Annotated in this window: 17 protein-coding genes and 3 tRNA genes; 4 read left to right on the plus strand and 16 right to left on the minus strand. The window is 71.3% G+C overall.

Features of this window, described 5'->3' with window-relative positions:
• Positions 1–88 precede the first annotated feature (88 nt).
• From ABGA99_RS32690 to leuC, 3 genes are all read right to left on the minus strand, one after another.
• Positions 89–301: a hypothetical protein gene (locus ABGA99_RS32690; RefSeq protein ID WP_047018302.1), complete on the minus strand. Its 213-nt coding sequence runs from the start codon at positions 299–301 to the stop codon at positions 89–91.
• Between the two features lie 126 nt (positions 302–427).
• Positions 428–1,039: a 3-isopropylmalate dehydratase small subunit gene (gene leuD, locus ABGA99_RS32695; protein ID WP_347581214.1), complete on the minus strand. Its 612-nt coding sequence runs from the start codon at positions 1,037–1,039 to the stop codon at positions 428–430.
• Between the two features lie 3 nt (positions 1,040–1,042).
• Positions 1,043–2,455: a 3-isopropylmalate dehydratase large subunit gene (leuC, locus tag ABGA99_RS32700; protein WP_347584063.1), complete on the minus strand. Its 1,413-nt coding sequence runs from the start codon at positions 2,453–2,455 to the stop codon at positions 1,043–1,045.
• 168 nt (positions 2,456–2,623) lie between these two features.
• Between leuC and ABGA99_RS32705 the strand changes: the two genes are divergently transcribed.
• Positions 2,624–3,340, plus strand: coding sequence for an IclR family transcriptional regulator (locus ABGA99_RS32705; RefSeq protein WP_047018299.1), 717 nt, complete (start codon positions 2,624–2,626; stop codon positions 3,338–3,340).
• A gap of 61 nt (positions 3,341–3,401) precedes the next feature.
• Here ABGA99_RS32705 and ABGA99_RS32710 read toward each other — a convergent pair.
• The 11 genes from ABGA99_RS32710 to ABGA99_RS32760 all read right to left on the minus strand — a co-directional run bounded on the left by ABGA99_RS32710 (position 3,402) and on the right by ABGA99_RS32760 (position 14,006).
• Positions 3,402–3,477, minus strand: a tRNA-Glu gene (locus ABGA99_RS32710).
• A gap of 37 nt (positions 3,478–3,514) precedes the next feature.
• Positions 3,515–3,587 (minus strand) — tRNA-Glu (locus ABGA99_RS32715).
• 23 nt (positions 3,588–3,610) lie between these two features.
• Positions 3,611–3,682: transfer RNA gene (locus tag ABGA99_RS32720), tRNA-Gln, on the minus strand.
• Positions 3,683–3,781: 99 nt separating this feature from the next.
• Complete coding sequence (locus tag ABGA99_RS32725) at positions 3,782–4,375, minus strand: ATP/GTP-binding protein (protein WP_347581216.1); 594 nt, start codon at positions 4,373–4,375, stop codon at positions 3,782–3,784.
• The gene (locus ABGA99_RS32730) at positions 4,356–4,901 is read right to left on the minus strand and encodes a DUF742 domain-containing protein (RefSeq protein WP_347584066.1); all 546 of its coding nucleotides are present in this window, start codon (positions 4,899–4,901) and stop codon (positions 4,356–4,358) included. The genes ABGA99_RS32725 and ABGA99_RS32730 overlap by 20 nt, the downstream gene beginning before the upstream one ends.
• Positions 4,902–5,068: 167 nt before the next feature.
• Positions 5,069–5,482: a roadblock/LC7 domain-containing protein gene (locus tag ABGA99_RS32735; RefSeq protein ID WP_078524293.1), complete on the minus strand. Its 414-nt coding sequence runs from the start codon at positions 5,480–5,482 to the stop codon at positions 5,069–5,071.
• Positions 5,483–5,491: 9 nt separating this feature from the next.
• Positions 5,492–8,254 carry a sensor histidine kinase gene (locus ABGA99_RS32740; protein ID WP_347584067.1) on the minus strand — a complete coding sequence of 921 codons (2,763 nt, stop codon included), beginning with the start codon at positions 8,252–8,254 and terminating at the stop codon, positions 5,492–5,494.
• A 461-nt stretch (positions 8,255–8,715) separates the two neighbouring features.
• Entirely contained in the window at positions 8,716–9,309 is a 594-nt protein-coding gene (locus tag ABGA99_RS32745) for an ATP/GTP-binding protein (protein WP_181791039.1), read from the minus strand.
• Entirely contained in the window at positions 9,290–9,700 is a 411-nt protein-coding gene (locus tag ABGA99_RS32750; protein WP_026276533.1) for a DUF742 domain-containing protein, read from the minus strand. The genes ABGA99_RS32745 and ABGA99_RS32750 overlap by 20 nt, the downstream gene beginning before the upstream one ends.
• Before the next feature lie 73 nt (positions 9,701–9,773).
• On the minus strand, positions 9,774–10,196 hold the full coding sequence (locus ABGA99_RS32755) for a roadblock/LC7 domain-containing protein (protein WP_101421253.1): 423 nt from the start codon (positions 10,194–10,196) through the stop codon (positions 9,774–9,776).
• Positions 10,197–14,006, minus strand: coding sequence for a nitrate- and nitrite sensing domain-containing protein (locus ABGA99_RS32760; protein WP_347584064.1), 3,810 nt, complete (start codon positions 14,004–14,006; stop codon positions 10,197–10,199). It abuts the gene before it with no gap.
• A 628-nt stretch (positions 14,007–14,634) separates the two neighbouring features.
• Between ABGA99_RS32760 and ABGA99_RS32765 the strand changes: the two genes are divergently transcribed.
• From ABGA99_RS32765 to gltX, 3 genes are read left to right on the plus strand one after another with little or no spacing between them, the layout of a single operon-like run.
• Positions 14,635–14,829: a hypothetical protein gene (locus tag ABGA99_RS32765; protein ID WP_347581219.1), complete on the plus strand. Its 195-nt coding sequence runs from the start codon at positions 14,635–14,637 to the stop codon at positions 14,827–14,829.
• A 45-nt stretch (positions 14,830–14,874) separates the two neighbouring features.
• Entirely contained in the window at positions 14,875–15,687 is an 813-nt protein-coding gene (locus ABGA99_RS32770) for a fumarylacetoacetate hydrolase family protein (protein WP_347581220.1), read from the plus strand.
• Between the two features lie 19 nt (positions 15,688–15,706).
• Positions 15,707–17,185, plus strand: a complete 1,479-nt coding sequence (gltX, locus tag ABGA99_RS32775; protein WP_347584068.1) for a glutamate--tRNA ligase — start codon at positions 15,707–15,709, stop codon at positions 17,183–17,185.
• A gap of 73 nt (positions 17,186–17,258) precedes the next feature.
• Here the strand turns inward: gltX and ABGA99_RS32780 are convergent, their stop codons facing one another.
• Together ABGA99_RS32780 and ABGA99_RS32785 are read right to left on the minus strand one after the other, a co-directional pair.
• Positions 17,259–17,471, minus strand: a complete 213-nt coding sequence (locus tag ABGA99_RS32780; RefSeq protein WP_347581221.1) for an acyl-CoA carboxylase epsilon subunit — start codon at positions 17,469–17,471, stop codon at positions 17,259–17,261.
• A gap of 65 nt (positions 17,472–17,536) precedes the next feature.
• Positions 17,537–17,916: carboxyl transferase domain-containing protein (locus ABGA99_RS32785; RefSeq protein ID WP_347581222.1), on the minus strand; the 380-nt coding region annotated here is incomplete at its 5' end.

Genomic DNA, 17,916 nt, shown 5'->3' on the forward strand with positions numbered 1-17,916 from the left:
TTCAAGCTTTTTCGCACGTTAGGCAGATATATACCGCAAATCAAAGGCAAAACGTCTCTCATCACCCTTGTGTCGCAACGGACTCCCGCTACGAGCGCGCGTCCAGCTCCCGCCGCAGCCGCTCCAGCCGCCTTGCGGCTCCGGCGAGATCGTGCTTCGCGGCACCCGTGATGGCGAGCAGGCGCCTTGTCAGCTCTGCCCGTTCGGCGTCCGTCGCGGCCACCTCGCGCACCTGGCGGTGGGCCTCCTTCAGCCCGGCGGCGACGGCCTCGTAGAGCGCGAGTTGGCCGTCGGGATCCATGCGCCGATTGTGCCATCTGCGGTGAGTTGTCGCCCGTCGGCATGCCAACGCACCGGCGCACAAAGCCCCGCGCCCGCCACCGGTCGGTGGCGGGCGCGGGGCCTGGGCTGGGGCGGAAACCGCCGGTCAGCCCTGCACGGTCTGCGGCTTGAACGCCGGCCGGCCCGTCTCGAAAGCGGCGATGTCGGCTTCGTGCCGAAGGGTGATGCTGATGTCGTCGAGACCGTTCAGCAGCCGCCAGCGGGCGTTCTCGTCCAGCTCGAACGACGCGGCGAACGCGGGCTCCCCCGCCGCACCGCCGGCGCGCACCTCCAGGCCCTCCAGGTCGACCGTCACCTCGGTCCGCGGGTCGGCCTCGACCAGCTCCCACAGCCGCTCGACGTCCGCCTGCGGCAGCACGACGGTCAGCAGGCCGTTCTTGAGCGAGTTGCCGCGGAAGATGTCGGCGAAGCGGGACGAGACGACGGCCTTGAAGCCGTAGTTCTGCAGCGCCCACACGGCGTGTTCGCGGGACGAGCCGGTGCCGAAGTCAGGACCGGCGAGCAGGACGCTGCCACCCCGGTACGCCGCGCTGTTCAGCACGAACTCCGGGTCCTTGCGCCACGCCTCGAAGAGGCCGTCCTCGAAGCCGTCCCGGGTGACCTTCTTCAGCCAGTGGGCCGGGATGATCTGGTCGGTGTCGACGTTGCTGCGGCGCAGCGGCACGGCGCGCCCGGTGTGGGTGGTGAAGGCTTCCATGGATCAGACCTCCGCGGTGATCAGGTCGGCCGGGGAGGACAGCCGGCCGGTCACGGCGGTGGCCGCGGCGACCTGCGGGGAGACCAGGTGCGTACGGCCGCCCTTGCCCTGCCTGCCCTCGAAGTTGCGGTTGGAGGTGGACGCCGAGCGCTCGCCGGGGGCGAGCTGGTCGGGGTTCATACCCAGGCACATCGAGCAACCGGCGTGCCGCCATTCGGCCCCGGCGGCCGTGAACACCTTGTCGAGCCCTTCCTCGACGGCCTGCAGCGCGACCCGTACGGAGCCGGGCACGACCAGCATCCGTACGCCGTCGGCGACCTGCCGGCCGTTCACCACCTCGGCGGCGGAGCGCAGGTCCTCGATCCGGCCGTTGGTGCAGGAGCCGACGAACACGGTGTCGACCGCGATCTCGCGCAGCGGCTGCCCGGCGGTCAGGCCCATGTACTCCAGCGCCTTCTCCGCCGCCTGCCGCTCGCTGGCGTCGTCGAACGACGCCGGGTCGGGCACCTGCGCCGACAGCGGCGCGCCCTGCCCGGGGTTGGTGCCCCAGGTGACGAACGGGGCCAGTTCGGCGGCCTCGACGACGACCTCCCGGTCGAAGACCGCGTCGTCGTCGGTGCGCAGCGTGCGCCAGTACTCGACGGCCGCGTCCCAGCCGGAGCCCTCCGGGGCGTGCGGGCGGCCCTTCAGGTACGCGAACGTCGTCTCGTCCGGCGCGACCATCCCGGCGCGCGCGCCGGCCTCGATGGACATGTTGCAGATCGTCATCCGCGCCTCCATCGAGAGCTTCTCGACGGCCTCGCCGCGGTACTCGATCACGTAGCCCTGCCCGCCGCCGGTGCCGATGCGGGCGATGATCGCGAGGATCAGGTCCTTGGCGGTGACCCCGTCGGGCAGCTCGCCGTTGACGGTCACGGCCATGGTCCTGAACGGGGCCATCGGCAGCGTCTGGGTGGCGAGCACGTGCTCGACCTGGCTGGTGCCGATGCCGAACGCGAGCGCGCCGAACGCGCCGTGCGTGGAGGTGTGGCTGTCGCCGCAGACCACGGTGGTGCCCGGCTGGGTGAGCCCGAGCTGCGGGCCGACGACGTGCACGACACCCTGCTCGACGTCGCCGAGCGGGTGCAGCCGGACGCCGAAGTCGGCGCAGTTCTTACGCAGGGTCTCCAGTTGCGTACGCGAGACCGGGTCGGCGATGGGCTTGTCGATGTCGAGGGTGGGGGTGTTGTGGTCCTCGGTGGCGATGGTGAGGTCGGTCCTGCGCACCGGCCGGCCCGCCTTGCGCAGGCCGTCGAAGGCCTGCGGGCTGGTCACCTCGTGCAGCAGGTGCAGATCGATGAAGAGAAGGTCGGGCTCGCCTTCCGCGCGCCGGACGACATGGTCGTCCCAGACCTTCTCCGCGAGTGTCCTTCCCATCGCATTCCCATCGTCGTTGATTGCGAACTGCGTGTGCGCATGTCCGTGCCGGTGCGCGCCGGCACCGTCCGCTCCCCTCGCACCCGTGGGGGCCCGGTCCCCCCAGGGTGACGCGTTCCCCGGAAATATGAACTTGCGTTTCACAGTGTGAGACGCGAGTATCGTTGCATGGACAACTCTAGCGGCGTAGGCGTACTCGACAAGGCGGCTGTGGTACTGAGCGCGCTGGAGTCCGGTCCGGCCACCCTCGCCGGGCTGGTCTCCGCGACCGGTCTCGCCCGCCCCACGGCCCACCGCCTCGCGGTGGCGCTGGAACACCACCGCATGGTGGCGCGGGACATGCAGGGCAGGTTCATCCTCGGCCCCCGGCTCGCCGAGCTGGCGGCGGCGGCCGGCGAGGACCGGCTGCTGGCCGCCGCGGGCCCGGTGCTCACGCACCTGCGGGACGTCACCGGCGAGAGCGCCCAGCTCTACCGCCGCCAGGGCGACATGCGCATCTGCGTCGCGGCCGCCGAGCGGCTCTCGGGGCTGCGCGACACCGTCCCGGTGGGCTCCACGCTGCCGATGAAGGCCGGCTCGGCGGCGCAGGTGCTGCTCGCCTGGGAGGAGCCCGAGCGGCTGCACCGGGGGCTGCAGGGCGCCCGGTTCACGGCCACGGCGCTGTCGGGCGTACGGCGCCGGGCGTGGGCCCAGTCCGTCGGGGAGCGGGAGCCGGGCGTCGCGTCCGTCTCCGCGCCCGTACGCGGCCCGTCGAACCGTGTGGTGGCCGCCGTCTCGGTCTCCGGACCGATCGAGCGGCTGACCCGGCACCCGGGGCGGATGCACGCCCAGGCGGTCGTGGACGCCGCCGCGCGGCTCACGGACGCGCTGCGCAGGACGGGCTGAGGGCGCGTACCCGCACGGGAAAGGGCCTCCCGCGGCACGGGAGACCCTTTGAAGTCTTCGCTGGTACCCCCGACCGGATTCGAACCGGCGCTACCGCCTTGAGAGGGCGGCGTGCTAGGCCGCTACACAACGGGGGCCTTTGGACGATCCTCTCCTCGCGATGGAGAGGACCTGTACCCCCGACCGGATTCGAACCGGCGCTACTGCCTTGAGAGGGCAGCGTGCTAGGCCGCTACACAACGGGGGCGAGACATCTGCAACTGCGTTGCGCTGGGGTACCAGGACTCGAACCTAGACTAACGGAACCAGAATCCGTCGTGCTGCCAATTACACCATACCCCACCAAAACACAACCCCCATGGTGGGGGCTCTGTTCCGGTGGCCGCCGTTCCCGGCGACGGACAGAACATTACCCGATCGCGGACCGCACTCCAAAACGGGTTAGCGGAGCCGGGCCATGAGGGCGTGCTCGACCAGTGTGATCAGCGTCGACTTGGACTCGGAGCGATGGCGGGCGTCGGTGATCAGGATCGGGGTCTCGGGCCCGATCTGCAGCGCCTCACGCACCTCGTCCGGCGAGTACGGCTGATGACCGTCGAACCCGTTCAACGCGATCACGAACGGCAGCCCCGAGTTCTCGAAGTAATCCACCGCAGGGAAACAATCCGCCAACCGCCGCGTATCCACCAGCACCACCGCACCGATGGCACCACGCACCAGATCGTCCCACATGAACCAAAAACGATCCTGACCAGGCGTCCCAAACAGATACAGGATCAAATCCTGATCCAACGTGATACGACCGAAGTCCATCGCCACCGTCGTCGTGGTCTTCCCCGACACCTGCGACAGATCATCGATCCCCGCAGACGCCGACGTCATCACCGCCTCGGTACGCAACGGATTGATCTCCGACACCGAACCGACGAACGTGGTCTTCCCCACCCCGAAACCACCCGCCACCACGATCTTCGCCGACGTGGTCGCACGAGCCGGAGAAGAACCGGCCACACCACTAGAGCTTGCGAAGTCCACTGAGCACCCTTTCGAGCAAAGTCACATCTGGCTGGCCCCCCGCGGAGTCGCCGCCGCCCGGCTGGTGGATCGTGACCAGGCCGGCTTCCGCGAGGTCGGCCACGAGGATGCGCGCGACGCCCAGCGGGAGGGTCAGCAACGCGGAAACCTCCGCGACCGACTTGAGTTCATAGCACAGTCGGCAGATGCGCTGGTGCTCGGGGAGCTGGGAAGTGAGGCGGGAGGGGTCGGCAGTGGTCTGCACCAATGCCTCGATGGCGAGCTGATAACGCGGCCGGGTCCGGCCGCCGGTCACGGCGTACGGGCGCACCAGCCGCGACTGCGGGCTGCGGGGCGCACGGGCGCCCCGGGCGGCCGCCGCGGGCTGGGGCTGCGGCGCGGGCGCAGGGCGGCCCCGGTGCTGCGCCGGGCCGCCGCCGTACGGCGGCGGGGGCTGCGGCTGCCCCGGGGACGGGGGCATGCCGGGGGCGGCGTACGGTACGCCTGGAGCGCCCGGCTGCGGGGGCATCCCATGCTGCGGCGGCATGCCCGGCCGGTCGGACTGCGGGCCGTAGCCGTATCGCCAGTCCTCACCGCCGTGAGGTACCTCTTGGTGCGCTGCCACTGCGTTCCCCTTCCCCGACGGCGTGCCGGAGCATCACTGCACTCGACGCACCATAGCCCGGCGGGCGTGCAACGTGCATCGGTTGTCGGCTAGTTCAGCAGGCTGCCTTGCAGCTCCGCGCGCAGGTCGGGGGTGAGCACGGCGCCCGCCCGGTCGACCAGCAGGGCCATCTCGTAGCCCACCAGACCGATGTCGCACTCCGGGTGCGCCAGCACGGCGAGGGCCGAGCCGTCGGAGATCGACATGATGAAGAGGAAGCCGCGCTCCATCTCCACCACCGTCTGGTTGACGTAGCCGCCCTCGAAGATCCGCGAGGCACCGGCCGTCAGCGACGTCAGTCCGGACGCCACCGCCGCCAGTTGGTCGGCGCGGTCGCGCGGGAAGCCGTCGGACATCGCGAGGAGGAGTCCGTCGGCGGAGACCACCACCGTGTGCGACACCCCCGGGGTGTTGTCCACGAAGTTGGTGATCAACCAGTTCAGGTTCTGCGCCGCCTGGCTCATCGGGCTCACCTAACGCTCCTGATCGTATGTGCCGGGGCCCACGCCCGGTCCGTCGTTCTGCTGCGGCCCCCGCTGGCGGCCCTGCTGGACGCCGCGGCGCAGATTGCTCAGCCTGCCGCGTACGTCCTCCGGGGCCCGGGAGACCTGTGGGCCTCCCAGCGGCGCCTGCTCCGCGGTGCCCTCCACCAGGTTCTGGCGGGGCACCCGCCGGGGAAGGCCCGCGGGGGTGACCCCGCCCGCCTTCGGTTCGCGCACCTGCTCGGCGCGCTCCCAGCGTTCGTCGTTCGCCGACCTCCACTCGTCGTCGGCCGGCGCCGGCTCCGGTTCGCCGAAGCCGAAGCCCCCACGGCCCGTGCCGAGCTGTGCCGTGGATTCCGTTTCCGGTACTGGCGGGCTGTCGTACGCGCCCTGCCCCGTCCAGTGGTTCTGCGCGGGGCCGGGCTCTACTTGGCCGTAGGTATCGTACGCGGGGTCCGGCGAGATACCCCCGGGCGTGAAGGCATCGGTCCCCGCGGCCTCCGCTTCGGGGTCGTGGAAGCCGGGCGTACGGTCCTGCGCCGCCGCTTCGAGGGCGGCCCTGCGCTCCTCGCGCAGCAGCGAGCGCTGGATGGGGTCGAAGACCCCTTCCTGCCCGCCGATCGCCGGCATGGCCGGGCGCGGGGGCTCGACCTGCGGATACGGAGAGTCGTCGAAGCCCAGCTCGGCCGCGCTGCGCGGCCTGCCGCCGGCGAAGCCGTTGCCGGCGGGCTGGAAGGACGGGCGGTCGGCGACGATGCGCGAGACGGTGAACTCGTCGTGCTGCTCGGGCGTCTCGGTGGCGCCTCCGAAGGCGATGGCCTCGGGGAGCATCACCAGCGAGGTGGTGCCCGACTGCTCGCCGGACGGGCGCAACTGCACGCGGACGCCGTGCCGGTCGGCGAGCCTGCCGACCACGAACAGGCCCATGCGCTGCGAGATCGCGACGTCCACGGTGGGCGGGTTGGCGAGCCGGTGGTTGATGTCCGCGAAGTCCTCGGCTGTCAGGCCGATGCCCTTGTCGTGGATCTCGACCATCACCCGGCGGTCCGGCAGCCGGGTGGCGGTGACCCGGACCTTGGTGTGCGGCGAGGAGAACGTGGTGGCGTTCTCCAGCAGCTCGGCGAGCAGGTGCACCAGGTCGGTGACCGCGCTGCCGTGGATCTCGCTGTCGGGCACGCCCTCCAGCTCGATGCGCTCGTACGACTCGACCTCCGAGGTCGCCGCGCGTAGCACGTCGACGAGCGGGACCGCCTCGTCCATATGCCGGCCGGTGTCCTCGCCCGCGAGCACCAGCAGGTTCTCGCCGTTGCGGCGCATGCGGGTGGCGAGGTGGTCCATGTGGAACAGGTTCTCCAGCTGCTCCGGGTCCGCCTCGTGGTCCTCCAGACCGGAGATCAGCTCCAGCTGGCGCTCGATGAGGCCCTGGTTGCGCCGGGAGAGGTTGGTGAAGATCGCGTTGAGGTTGCCCCGCAGGAGCGCCTGCTCGGCGGCCAGCCGGACCGCCTCGCGGTGCACCTGGTCGAAGGCGCGGGCGACCTCGCCGATCTCGTCCCTGCTGTGCAGCGGGATCGGCTGCACCCGGGTGTCCACCCGGCCGGGGTCGGTACGGGAGAGCTGGTCGACCAGCATCGGCAGCCGCTGCTCGGCGATGCCGAAGGCGGAGTTGCGCAGCAGCCGCATGCTTCGGCCCATGGAACGGGCCATCATCGCGGCGATGACGAAGCCGATGAGCAGCGCGCCGACCGCGATGGCGGCGCCGACGACGGTGTCGCGCTTGGCGGACTCGACGATCTCGTGGGCGTCGGCCACGGCGCGGTCGGCGAACTCGATCTCGACGGTGCGGTACGCGGCGATGGGCACGCTCGTGGCCGCGTACCAGGTCTGCGGGGTGATGCCCTGTTCGGCGAGGTCCGCGGGCGCGACGTCCTCGCCGATGCTCGCGACGCCGGCGAGCATCTCCGCGGGCTCCGGCGGCGCGGTGAACTCGCCGCCGCCGCCCTCGGCCTCCCGCTGCGCCTCGGCGAGCCGCTGCCTGGCCTCTTCCTCCTGGTCGGCCAGCGCGTCCTTGAGCATGCGGTTGTCGGCGGCGGTGCTGCCGGTCCTGAACTCGTCGAGGGCGATGGGCTCCAGATAGGCGAAGGAGGCGAGCGCGGTCTTCTCCCCGGCCAGCACCTCGGCCTTCTCGGGCGGGCTGACGAGCAGTTCGGTGCCGATGGAGCGGACCAGCGAGGCGGAGGACTTGGCGAGCGAGATCGCGTACATCGCGCGGCCGTAGGTGGTGATGTTGCTGGTGCCCAGGCCCAGCTCGTTGGCGAAGGTCATCAGCGGGCGGTACATCTGCGCGTACCCGAGGTGGGTGTCGGTGCCGGGCGCCTGGGGCGTGAACGCCGCCTGGCGCATCTGCTCCAGGTTCTTCTCCTGGTCCCGGAACGCGTCCAGCCGGCGCTGCAGGCCGGGCTTGTCCGGCATGTCCTCGACCTGGCGGTCGAACTCGTCCGCGGCGGCGTCGGTGGCCTTGCGCGCCTCGGTCACCCGGCTCGCCTCGCGGTCACCGTGCAGCAGAGGCTGGACGGAGACGTCGCGCTCGGCCATGAGACGCTCGGCGTAGTCGCCGGCGGCCTTGGCCACCTTGGCGGTGTTCTCCGCGTCCTGGGCCTCCTGCCAGGTGTCGACGGAGTTGTTCACCTGGAAGCCCGCGAAGACGATGGCCACGAGCACCGGGATCAGCAGGATCGCGTTGAGCCGGGTCGCCACCCGCCAGTTGCGGGGCGAGAACCGGCTGCCGCTCGGCGGCGGCGGGGCCGGCTGTGCCCCGGCAGGGGGCGGCACCGCCGCGTGCGACGGCGGGCTGAAGTTGCCCCGCGTCTCCTGTGCGGGGCCCTTGCTGCTGCGCCTCACCGGACCAACAACCTCTCGGCCTACTCTCGGGTCAGTTCCTCGAATTCCAGCACGCCGCGCGGCACATTCCAAACGCCTGGCGAGGACTTCGTACGATCACGCAGGCACTGCCAAACAGGGCGTAAGCGGCGCCAACCGACAAAGTGCATCGACGGCATCAGCGGAGCGGAGTCGACCGCCTGCGTCCTGTGCAACGCACCCCCTCAATCTGCTTCCAAACGTTATCAACGCCTCAGGGGCAGGTTGCACCGTACGGTGCAACCTGCCCCTGGCGGAGTCTCCGGCCCGCGGCGTGACGTCCGGGCCGGCCGGCGCGGTCAGCGCAGCCGGGCCATCAGCGCGTGCTCGACCAGTGTGATCAAGGTCGACTTGGACTCGGAGCGATGGCGGGCGTCCGTGGTCAGGATCGGGGTCTCGGGCCCGATCTGCAGCGCCTCACGCACCTCGTCCGGCGAGTACGGCTGATGACCGTCGAACCCGTTCAACGCGATCACGAACGGCAGCCCCGAGTTCTCGAAGTAATCCACCGCAGGGAAACAATCCGCCAACCGCCGCGTATCCACCAGCACCACCGCACCGATGGCACCACGCACCAGATCGTCCCACATGAACCAAAAACGATCCTGACCAGGCGTCCCAAACAGATACAGGATCAAATCCTGATCCAACGTGATACGACCGAAGTCCATCGCCACCGTCGTCGTGGTCTTCCCCGACACCTGCGACAGATCATCGATCCCCGCAGACGCCGACGTCATCACCGCCTCGGTACGCAACGGATTGATCTCCGACACCGAACCGACGAACGTGGTCTTCCCCACCCCGAAACCACCCGCCACCACGATCTTCGCCGACGTGGTCGCACGAGCCGGAGAAGAACCGGCCACACCACTAGAGCTTGCGAAGTCCACTGAGCACCCTTTCGAGCAAAGTCACATCGGGGGTTCCGTCGGCATCCGTGCCGCCGCCGGGCTGGTGAATGGCCACGAGACCGGCCTCGGCCAGGTCGGCGACCAGAATGCGTGCGACGCCCAGCGGCAGGGTCAGCAGCGCGGAGACCTCGGCAACGGATTTCACCTCGCGGCACAGGTGGCAGATCCGCTGGTGCTCCGGAAGCAGCCCCTGCAGCCGCATCGGGTCGGCCGACGTGCTCACCAGAGCTTCGATGGCGAGCTGATAACGGGGCCGGGTCCGGCCGCCGGTCATGGCATAGGGCCGGACCAGCGGCTGATCGCCTTCACCTTCGTAGGGCTGATGCTGAGCACCACCGTACGAGTCGGGTGAGGCGGGTGGCGGGGTCATGGATCCTCCGGGCGGGAACATGGCCGATGGGGAAGGTCTGATAAAAGCGGGCGGCCGGGCGGCCGACCGTGGTTCAGTTCAGCAGGCTGCCCTGCAGTTCCGCGCGCAGATCGGGGGTGAGCACCGCGCCCGCCCGGTCGACCAGCAGCGCCATCTCGTAACCAACCAGGCCGATATCGCACTCCGGGTGCGCCAGCACGGCGAGCGAGGAACCGTCGGAAACGGACATGATGAAGAGGAAGCCGCGCTCCATCTCCACCACCGTCTGGTTCACGCTGCCGCCTTCGAAAATGCGCGAGGCACCGGCCGTCAGGGACGTCAGACCGGACGCCACCGCCGCGAGCTGATCGGCACGGTCCCGCGGGAAGCCGTCGGACATCGCCAGCAGCAGTCCGTCGGCGGAGACCACCACCGTGTGCGACACCCCCGGGGTGTTGTCCACGAAATTGGTGATCAACCAGTTCAGATTCTGCGCCGCCTGGCTCAATGGACTCAACTAACGCTCCTGCTGATAGGTGGGACCAAAGCCGTTGCCGCCGAGGGTCTCACCGGTGCCGCCGGCCTGGCGGCCCCGCTGGATTCCCCGGCGCAGGCTCGTCAGCCTGCCGCGCACATCGTCGGGCGCGCGCGAGACCTGCGTCCCGCTGGCGTTCGCGGACTGCTGCGCGGTGCCCGCCACGAGGTTGGCGCGCGGCACCCGCCGCGGCAGTCCCGACGTGGTGACGCCGCCCGCCTGCGGGGTGCGCAACTGCTCCGCGCGGCGCCAGCGGTCGTCGTTGGGAGAGGGGCGCCAGGCCGGCGCGGGAGTGGCCGTGGCCGGCTGCGGCGCGGGAGCGGAGGGACCCGCCGCGGCGTCCTGGTCCGGCTGCGCGCCGTCCGGGGACTGCTCGTCGGTGGGGGCCACGGGGGTCTCCCCGCGGCCGCGGTTCCCGCGGAACCAGTTCGACTCCATCGACGCGAAGATCGGCGTGGGTTCGTCGCCGCTGGTGGGTACGGGGCCGCCGTCGAGCAGGCCGTCGTCCAGGGGCGATTCGGCCCGCTGCGCCGGCACCGCCGTCGGGTACTCGCCGGTGTCGTGCGGGGCCGGGCGCTGCCCGGGGACCGCGTACTCACCGGTGTCGCCGGGACCGGGCCGCTGCCCGGGCATCGCGTACTCGCCCGTGTCGCCGGGACCCGGGCGCTGACCCGGCATCGCGTACTCGCCCGTGTCGCCGGGACCCGGGCGCTGACCCGGCATCGCGTACTCGCCCGTGTCGCCGGGACCCGGGCGCTGACCCGGCATCGCGTATTCACCGGTGTCGCCGGGACCGGGCCGCTGCCCGGGCACGGCGTACTCGCCCGTGTCACCGGGACCCGGGCGCGCCACCGGGTGCTCGCCCGTGTCGTACGACGTGGGGACCGCCGGCGGCATCGGGTGGGCGCCGGTGTCCTGCGGCCCCGCACCGGGACGGGCCACGGGGTTCGCGCCGGTGTCGCCCGGACCGGGACCGGGCTGCGGGCGGCGCTGCAGCGGCGGCGCCGGGCGCTCGCCGGTGTCCTGCGGGGCGCCGTACGTGGCCGCCTCGCCGGGTACGGGCGACTGCGGGGAGCGCGGCGGCGGCACGGAGCCGAACGCCGGGATCCCCGGGGCCCCGCCGGGCGGCGGGCCGGAGACGTCGGGGCGGGAGAACTGGGTGGTGTCGGCGTCGTCGTGCTGCCGCGGCCCCTCGTGCCGGTCGCGGCCGGAGTCGCGCAGCCCGGCGCCGGTGTGCTGGGTTTCGGCGGGTTCGCGGGCGCCGGAGTCGGCACCCGGCCGGGCGGGCAGCCCGGGACGGCTGGGCGGGGCGCCGAGACCGTTACCCGAATGGGAGTTCGCACCCGGTGCGGTACCGAAGGCCGAACCGCCGGGGAAGGCGGAGCCCGTACCGGAGCCGGGCGAGCGGCTGAACGCCGAACCGGCGCCGGCGGGTTCGCGCCCGGGCAGCCCGGGCCGCTGACCGGGGCCACCGGATCCGCCGGGCCCGCCCGAGCCGCCGATGTCGCGGCTGGGCAGCGCGGGCCGGCCGGAGCCGGCGCCCGCCCCCACCTGGCCGCGCTGCTGCGCGGCGCCGAGCCTGCTCATCGCGCCCCCGCGGCCCGCGGCACCGCCGCGCGCCGGGGCACCCGTGCCGGAGCCGGAGCCGCCGGCGCCCGCGCCCGGCGCGCCGGTCGCGGCGCCCGCGGGCTGCTTGCCGCCCGCGCCGCCGCCGTTCTGCGTGACGTCGACGGGGAGCATGACCAGCGCGGTGGTGCCGCCGGAGTCGGAGGGACGCAACTGGATGCGGATGCCGTGGCGCAGGGACAGCCGGCCGACCACGAACAGGCCCATGCGGCGGGAGACGGAGACGTCGACCGTGGGCGGGTTGGCCAGCCGCTCGTTGATCGCCCCGAGGTCCTCCGGCGACAGGCCGATGCCGGTGTCGTGGATCTCCACGAGTACGCGGCCGTCGGGCAGCGCGTGTCCCGTGACCTTCACCTTGGTCTGCGGCGAGGAGAACGACGTGGCGTTCTCCAGCAGCTCGGCGAGCAGGTGCACGAGGTCGTTGACGACGCGGCCGGCGACCTGGGTGGCCGGGACGGCGGAGAGTTCGATGCGCTCGTACTGCTCCACCTCGGAGGCGGCGGCGCGCAGCACGTCGACCAGCGGGACCGGGCGGGTCCACCGGCGGCCCGGCTCCTCACCCGCGAGGACGAGGAGGTTCTCGCCGTTGCGGCGCATGCGGGTCGCGAGGTGGTCGAGCTTGAAGAGGTTCTCGAGCTGGTCCGGGTCCGCCTCGCGGGACTCCAGTTCGGATATAAGAGAAAGCTGACGCTGGATCAGGCCCTGGCTCCGGCGCGAGAGGTTGGTGAACATCGCGTTCACGTTGCCCCGCAGCAGCGCCTGCTCGGCGGCCAGCCGGACCGCCTCGCGGTGGACGTCGTCGAACGCGGACGCCACCTTGCCGATCTCGTCCCGGCTGCGGATGCCGACGGCCTCGACGGAGGTGTCGACGTCCTGCGGATCGGCGTCGGAGAGCTGCTTGACCAGCTCGGGCAGCCGCTTCTGGGCGACGGTCTGCGCGGTGTCCTGCAGCCGGCGCAGCGAGCGGACCATGGAGCGGGCGACGACGAAGGCGCCGACGAGCGAGATGAGCAGGACCAGGAGGATCAGGACGCCGTTGAAGATCGCGTCGTTCTGGGCCTCGGACCGCAGATCGCGCGCAGTCTGCTCCATCTCCTGGAGCAGGTGCTGCTCGATCTTCTTCATCTCTTCGATCTTGACGCTGTCCAGCTCGTACCAGTGCCGGTAGCTCATGTCGGCGTTCTTGATGCTGTCCGGGTTGTTCACCAGGTTCTTGGCGAACGTGTCGGCCTGCTGCACGGAGGCGTTGCCGCCGTCCAGCGAGCGCATCAGATCCGTCAGACCGATCCGGCCCGAGTACAGGTGGGCGAAGAGCTTGAGCGAGGAGCTTTCGGCCTCCTGGGCGGAGGCGGCTTCCAGCCGGTCGGCCTCGGCGAACTCGTCGCGCGGCTCCTCGGCGAGGGCGGCGCTGATGATCGCCTGCTGGACGGAGGCGTACTCCTTGGCGGAGGAGAAGGTGGCCAGCGCCCGGGTCTTGGCGATCATGTCCGGGTTGCTGGTCGCCAGGGCCATGTCCTGGGAGAGCGAGACGAGGGAGTCGACGAGCTCGCCGTACGCCTTGACCGTCTGGGCGGCGCCGCCGGTGTCGTCCGAATAGGCCGTCTTGCGAATGCTGTTGATCTTGTTGAGCTTCTCGATGACGCTCGTGAGCGAGTTGTTGACCCCGGCGAGGTCCTCGTCATCGGTGGTGTCGATCTCGTCCGCGGACCGGGTGAAGGCGATCAGGGCCTTGTCGGTCTCGTCGCGGGCGTCGGTGATGTCCGGGTGCTTCGGGTTGCCGTCGACGATGAGGCCGGCCGACTTGTCGCGCTCCTGCTGGAGCATGTCGGCGAGTTCGGTGGCCTCCTCCGTCATGTCCGTCAGCAGCTTCATGTTCTCGAGCTGCTGCAGGTTCTGCCAGGAGTCCTCGATGCGGAAAGCTCCCAGCGTGGTCGCGGCGACCACGGGGAGCGCAAGGAGCGAGACAAGTCTGGTGCTGATGCGCCAGTTGCGCAGCAGGATCCGGGAGCCCGGACCCTTCGAGCCCTTGGGCTGCTGCATGTTGGCGAAGTCGCCGGCCTCGGGCGCGGGTATTCGGGCGCTGCCCCGGTCGGCGTTCCGGTCGGGCGAGGAGCTCGCGCTCTGGCCGTACCGAAGGGAGGCTGCGCGGTCGGTCTTCCCACGCACCTCAGGCTCGCCCGGAACGCTGCCGTCAGTCTTCAATCGTCCCTGCACTAGCGTCGCAACCTCTAGGACCGGCTCCGGTGCATGCACCGGAGCGTTGTCTGGTCGTGCGGGAGCTTAGGCCCCCGCCCGCCGTGAACCAACCGGCGCACGCTCCCCGCACAGCCCCTCGCGTGGCGCCCCGTTGCGCCCTCTGCGTCGACTGCACTCCAGCGACGGTCCGTGGAATTCCAGCACAGTGCCGGGATCTCCAACAAGGCCCGGGGGTAACAGCTCGACCGTAACTACGCACCGTGCCAGCCACATTACATGCAGTTGATACGGCGGGTGTGGATAACGGACATTTTCCTACGAGGTGCATGGCGCGGGCCCGTGTCCCGGGTCGAGCCCATCGGTCGGGAAATGTCGCCCCTTTAGGGAGATGGCCCGTTTCCACCCGACGTCGGGGCCGACGATATTTGGCATTCGTCACCGAGGGGGTGAGGAAAGTCACAATGCCGTACGGGATGGGTCCCGGCGGCGCGGGGAATAGCGGCGCCTAGTCTTCCCTTGACACACCGAATCATTCCGTAAAGCTCGGTCTCGTCGGCCCGACAGCGGGCCCCGGCACGTAAAGGCGCGCGTAACCGTCATGATCCTCCGCACCATAGCCAACCCGCGGCGCACCACCCTCGCCCACCTCGACGACGCCGGGGACCTGCTGCTTCCCGAGCCGCCCGAGGCGCTCGCCGCCCGGATCGCCGCCGCGGCCCCGGCCGCGCAGCCGCCGGAGCGCACCGCGAACCCGCGCCGTACCGTGCTGGAGGAGATGCCGTCCGGCGTCTGACCCGCGCGGCGCGACGCACGGTGGCGGAGCGATAGCCTGGGCCCCGTGCGTATCGCCAGGTTCTCCGTCGACGGCAGTGTCGCGTTCGGTGTGGTCGAGGGCTCCGACGGCTTCGACGGGGCCGGCGCCCCCCGGGGCGAGGTCACCCTTGACGTGATCAAGGGCCATCCGTTCGCCGAGTTCGAGCGGTCGGGCCGGAAGCTCCCGCTGGACAAGGTGCGGTTGCTGCCCCCCGTCCTCCCCAACAAGGTCGTCGCGATCGGTCGCAACTACGCCGAGCACGCCGCGGAGCTGGGGAACGAGGTGCCGGAGGTGCCCGTCACCTTCTTCAAGCCGTCCACCTCGGTGATCGGACCCGGTGACCCCATCGCGTACCCCTCCTTCTCCGAGGACCTGCAGCACGAGGCGGAGCTGGCCGTCGTCATCGGCCGGCTCTGCCGCGAAGTGCCGCTGGAGCGGGCCCAGGACGTGATCCTCGGCTACACCTGTGCGAACGACGTGACCGCACGCGACGTCCAGCGGCGCGAGAAGCAGTGGGCCCGGGCCAAGGGCTTCGACACCTCCTGCCCGCTCGGCCCCTGGGTCGAGACCGAGCTGGACCCGGCCCGGATCGCCGACGGCATCGCCATCCAGTGCACCGTCAACGGCGCCCAGCGCCAGCTCGGCAGCACCACGGACATGGTCCGCTCGATCCCCGAGCTGATCGTGCACATCACCGAGGCGATGACGCTGCTGCCCGGTGACGTCGTCCTCACCGGGACCCCCGCGGGCGTCGGCCCGCTCCACGACGGCGACGAGGTCGCCGTCACCATCGAAGGCATCGGCACTCTCGCCAACAAGGTGATCAAGCGTGGCTAGCGCAGCCCCCCCGGCCCCCCTGCGGGTCCGCTTCTGTCCCTCCCCCACCGGCAACCCCCATGTGGGTCTGGTGCGCACCGCCCTGTTCAACTGGGCGTATGCCCGCCACACCGGCGGCTCGCTGGTCTTCCGGATCGAGGACACCGACGCGGCCCGCGACTCCGAGGAGTCGTACGAGCAACTGCTCGACTCCTTCCGCTGGCTCGGCATCGACTGGGACGAGGGCCCCGAGGCCGGCGGCCCGCACGCGCCGTACCGGCAGTCGCAGCGCATGGACATCTACGCCGACGTGGCCCGCCGGCTCCAAGACGCCGGGCACGCCTACCGCTGCTACTGCACCGCGGCGGAGCTGGAGGAGCGCCGCGAGGCGGCGCGCGCGGCGGGGCGGCCGTCCGGGTACGACGGGCACTGCCGCGAGCTGACCGCCGAGCAGGCGGCCGCGTACGAGGCCGAGGGCCGCACCTCGATCGTCCGCTTCCGCATGCCGGACGAGACGATCACCTTCACCGACCTGGTGCGCGGTGACCTGGCCTTCGCACCCGAGAACGTCACGGACTACGGCATCGTGCGCGCCAACGGCGCCCCGCTCTACACCCTCGTCAACCCCGTGGACGACGCGCTGATGGAGATCACCCACGTGCTGCGCGGCGAGGACCTGCTGTCCTCCACCCCGCGGCAGATCGCGCTCTACCGCGCGCTGATCGACCTCGGCGTCGCCAAGCGGGTGCCGGACTTCGGCCACCTGCCGTACGTCATGGGCGAGGGCAACAAGAAGCTCTCCAAGCGCGACCCGCAGGCCTCGCTCAACCTCTACCGCGAGCGCGGCTTCCTGCCCGAGGGGCTGATCAACTACCTCTCGCTGCTGGGCTGGTCGCTCTCCGCGGACCGCGACGTCTTCACCCGCGAGGAACTGGTCGCGGCCTTCGACATCACCGACGTGGTGCCCAACCCGGCCCGCTTCGACCTGAAGAAGGCCGAGGCCATCAACGCGGACCACATCCGCATGCTCGACGTGAAGGACTTCACCGAGCGCTGCGCGCCCTGGCTGCGGGCGCCGCACGCGCCGTGGCCGGCGGAGTCGTTCGACGCGGACGCCTTCGCGGCGGTGGCGCCGCTGGCGCAGACGCGGCTGACGGTGCTGTCGGACATCACGGCCAACGTCGACTTCCTCTTCCTCGACGAGCCGGTGTCCGACGAGAAGTCGTGGGACAAGGCCATGAAACCGGGGCAGCCGGGCGCGGCCGATCTGCTGCGGACGGCGCGCGCGAAGCTGGCGGCGGCCGAGTGGTCGGCGGAGCCGCTGAAGGAGGCGGTGCTCGCCGCGGGCGAGGAGCACGGCCTGAAGCTGGGCAAGGCGCAGGCGCCGGTACGGGTCGCGGTGACGGGGCGGACGGTGGGGCTCCCGCTCTTCGAGTCCCTGGAGGTGCTGGGCCGCGAGCGGACGCTGGCGCGCGTGGACGCAGCGCTGGCGCGGCTGGCGGCGGAGCCGCGAGGCTGAGCCGGCGCAGCCGACGCGTGAAGGCCCCGCCTATGGCGGGGCCTTCGCTGTGTGCGGATCCGGCGGGCGCCTGTCAGCGCTGCCAGCTGTGCGGGGCGCGGAAGCCGTGCTGGCGCTCCAGCCGGCGCCAGCGGGCCGCGGAGCCGCTGTGCCCGCCGTGGCGGGCGTGCGTCGGCTGCGGGGCGGCGGCGCGGGCGAGGAGCACCGCGGTGAGCGCGGCGAGTTCCTCCTCGCTGGCCTCGCCCTTCTCGACCCGGACGAGGTTCTCGGTGTGCTGCGTGGTCACGTGTGTGCTCCTGGGCTGTTCTGCGCGGTCGGCTGCGGGCTGCGGGGCGGGCGGAAGCGGCGGGGTCACTGCGGCGGGTTGCCGTGCTTGCGCGCCGGCAGGTCCGCGTGTTTCGTACGCAACATCGCCAGGGACCGGATGAGGATCCGGCGGGTGTCGGCGGGGTCGATGACGTCATCGACGAGGCCGCGTTCGGCCGCGTAGTACGGGTGCATCAGCTCGGCCTTGTACTGCTTGACCATGTCGGTGCGCTTGGCCTCGGGGTCCTCCGCGGCCGCGATGTCGCGCCGGAAGATCACGTTCGCCGCGCCCTCTGCGCCCATGACCGCGATCTCGTTGGTCGGCCAGGCGTACGTCAGGTCGGCGCCGATGGACTGGCTGTCCATGACGATGTACGCGCCCCCGTACGCCTTCCTGAGCACCACCGAGATCCGCGGCACGGTGG

This window comes from Streptomyces sp. B5E4 (assembly GCF_039871555.1).
GTDB lineage: Bacteria > Actinomycetota > Actinomycetes > Streptomycetales > Streptomycetaceae > Streptomyces.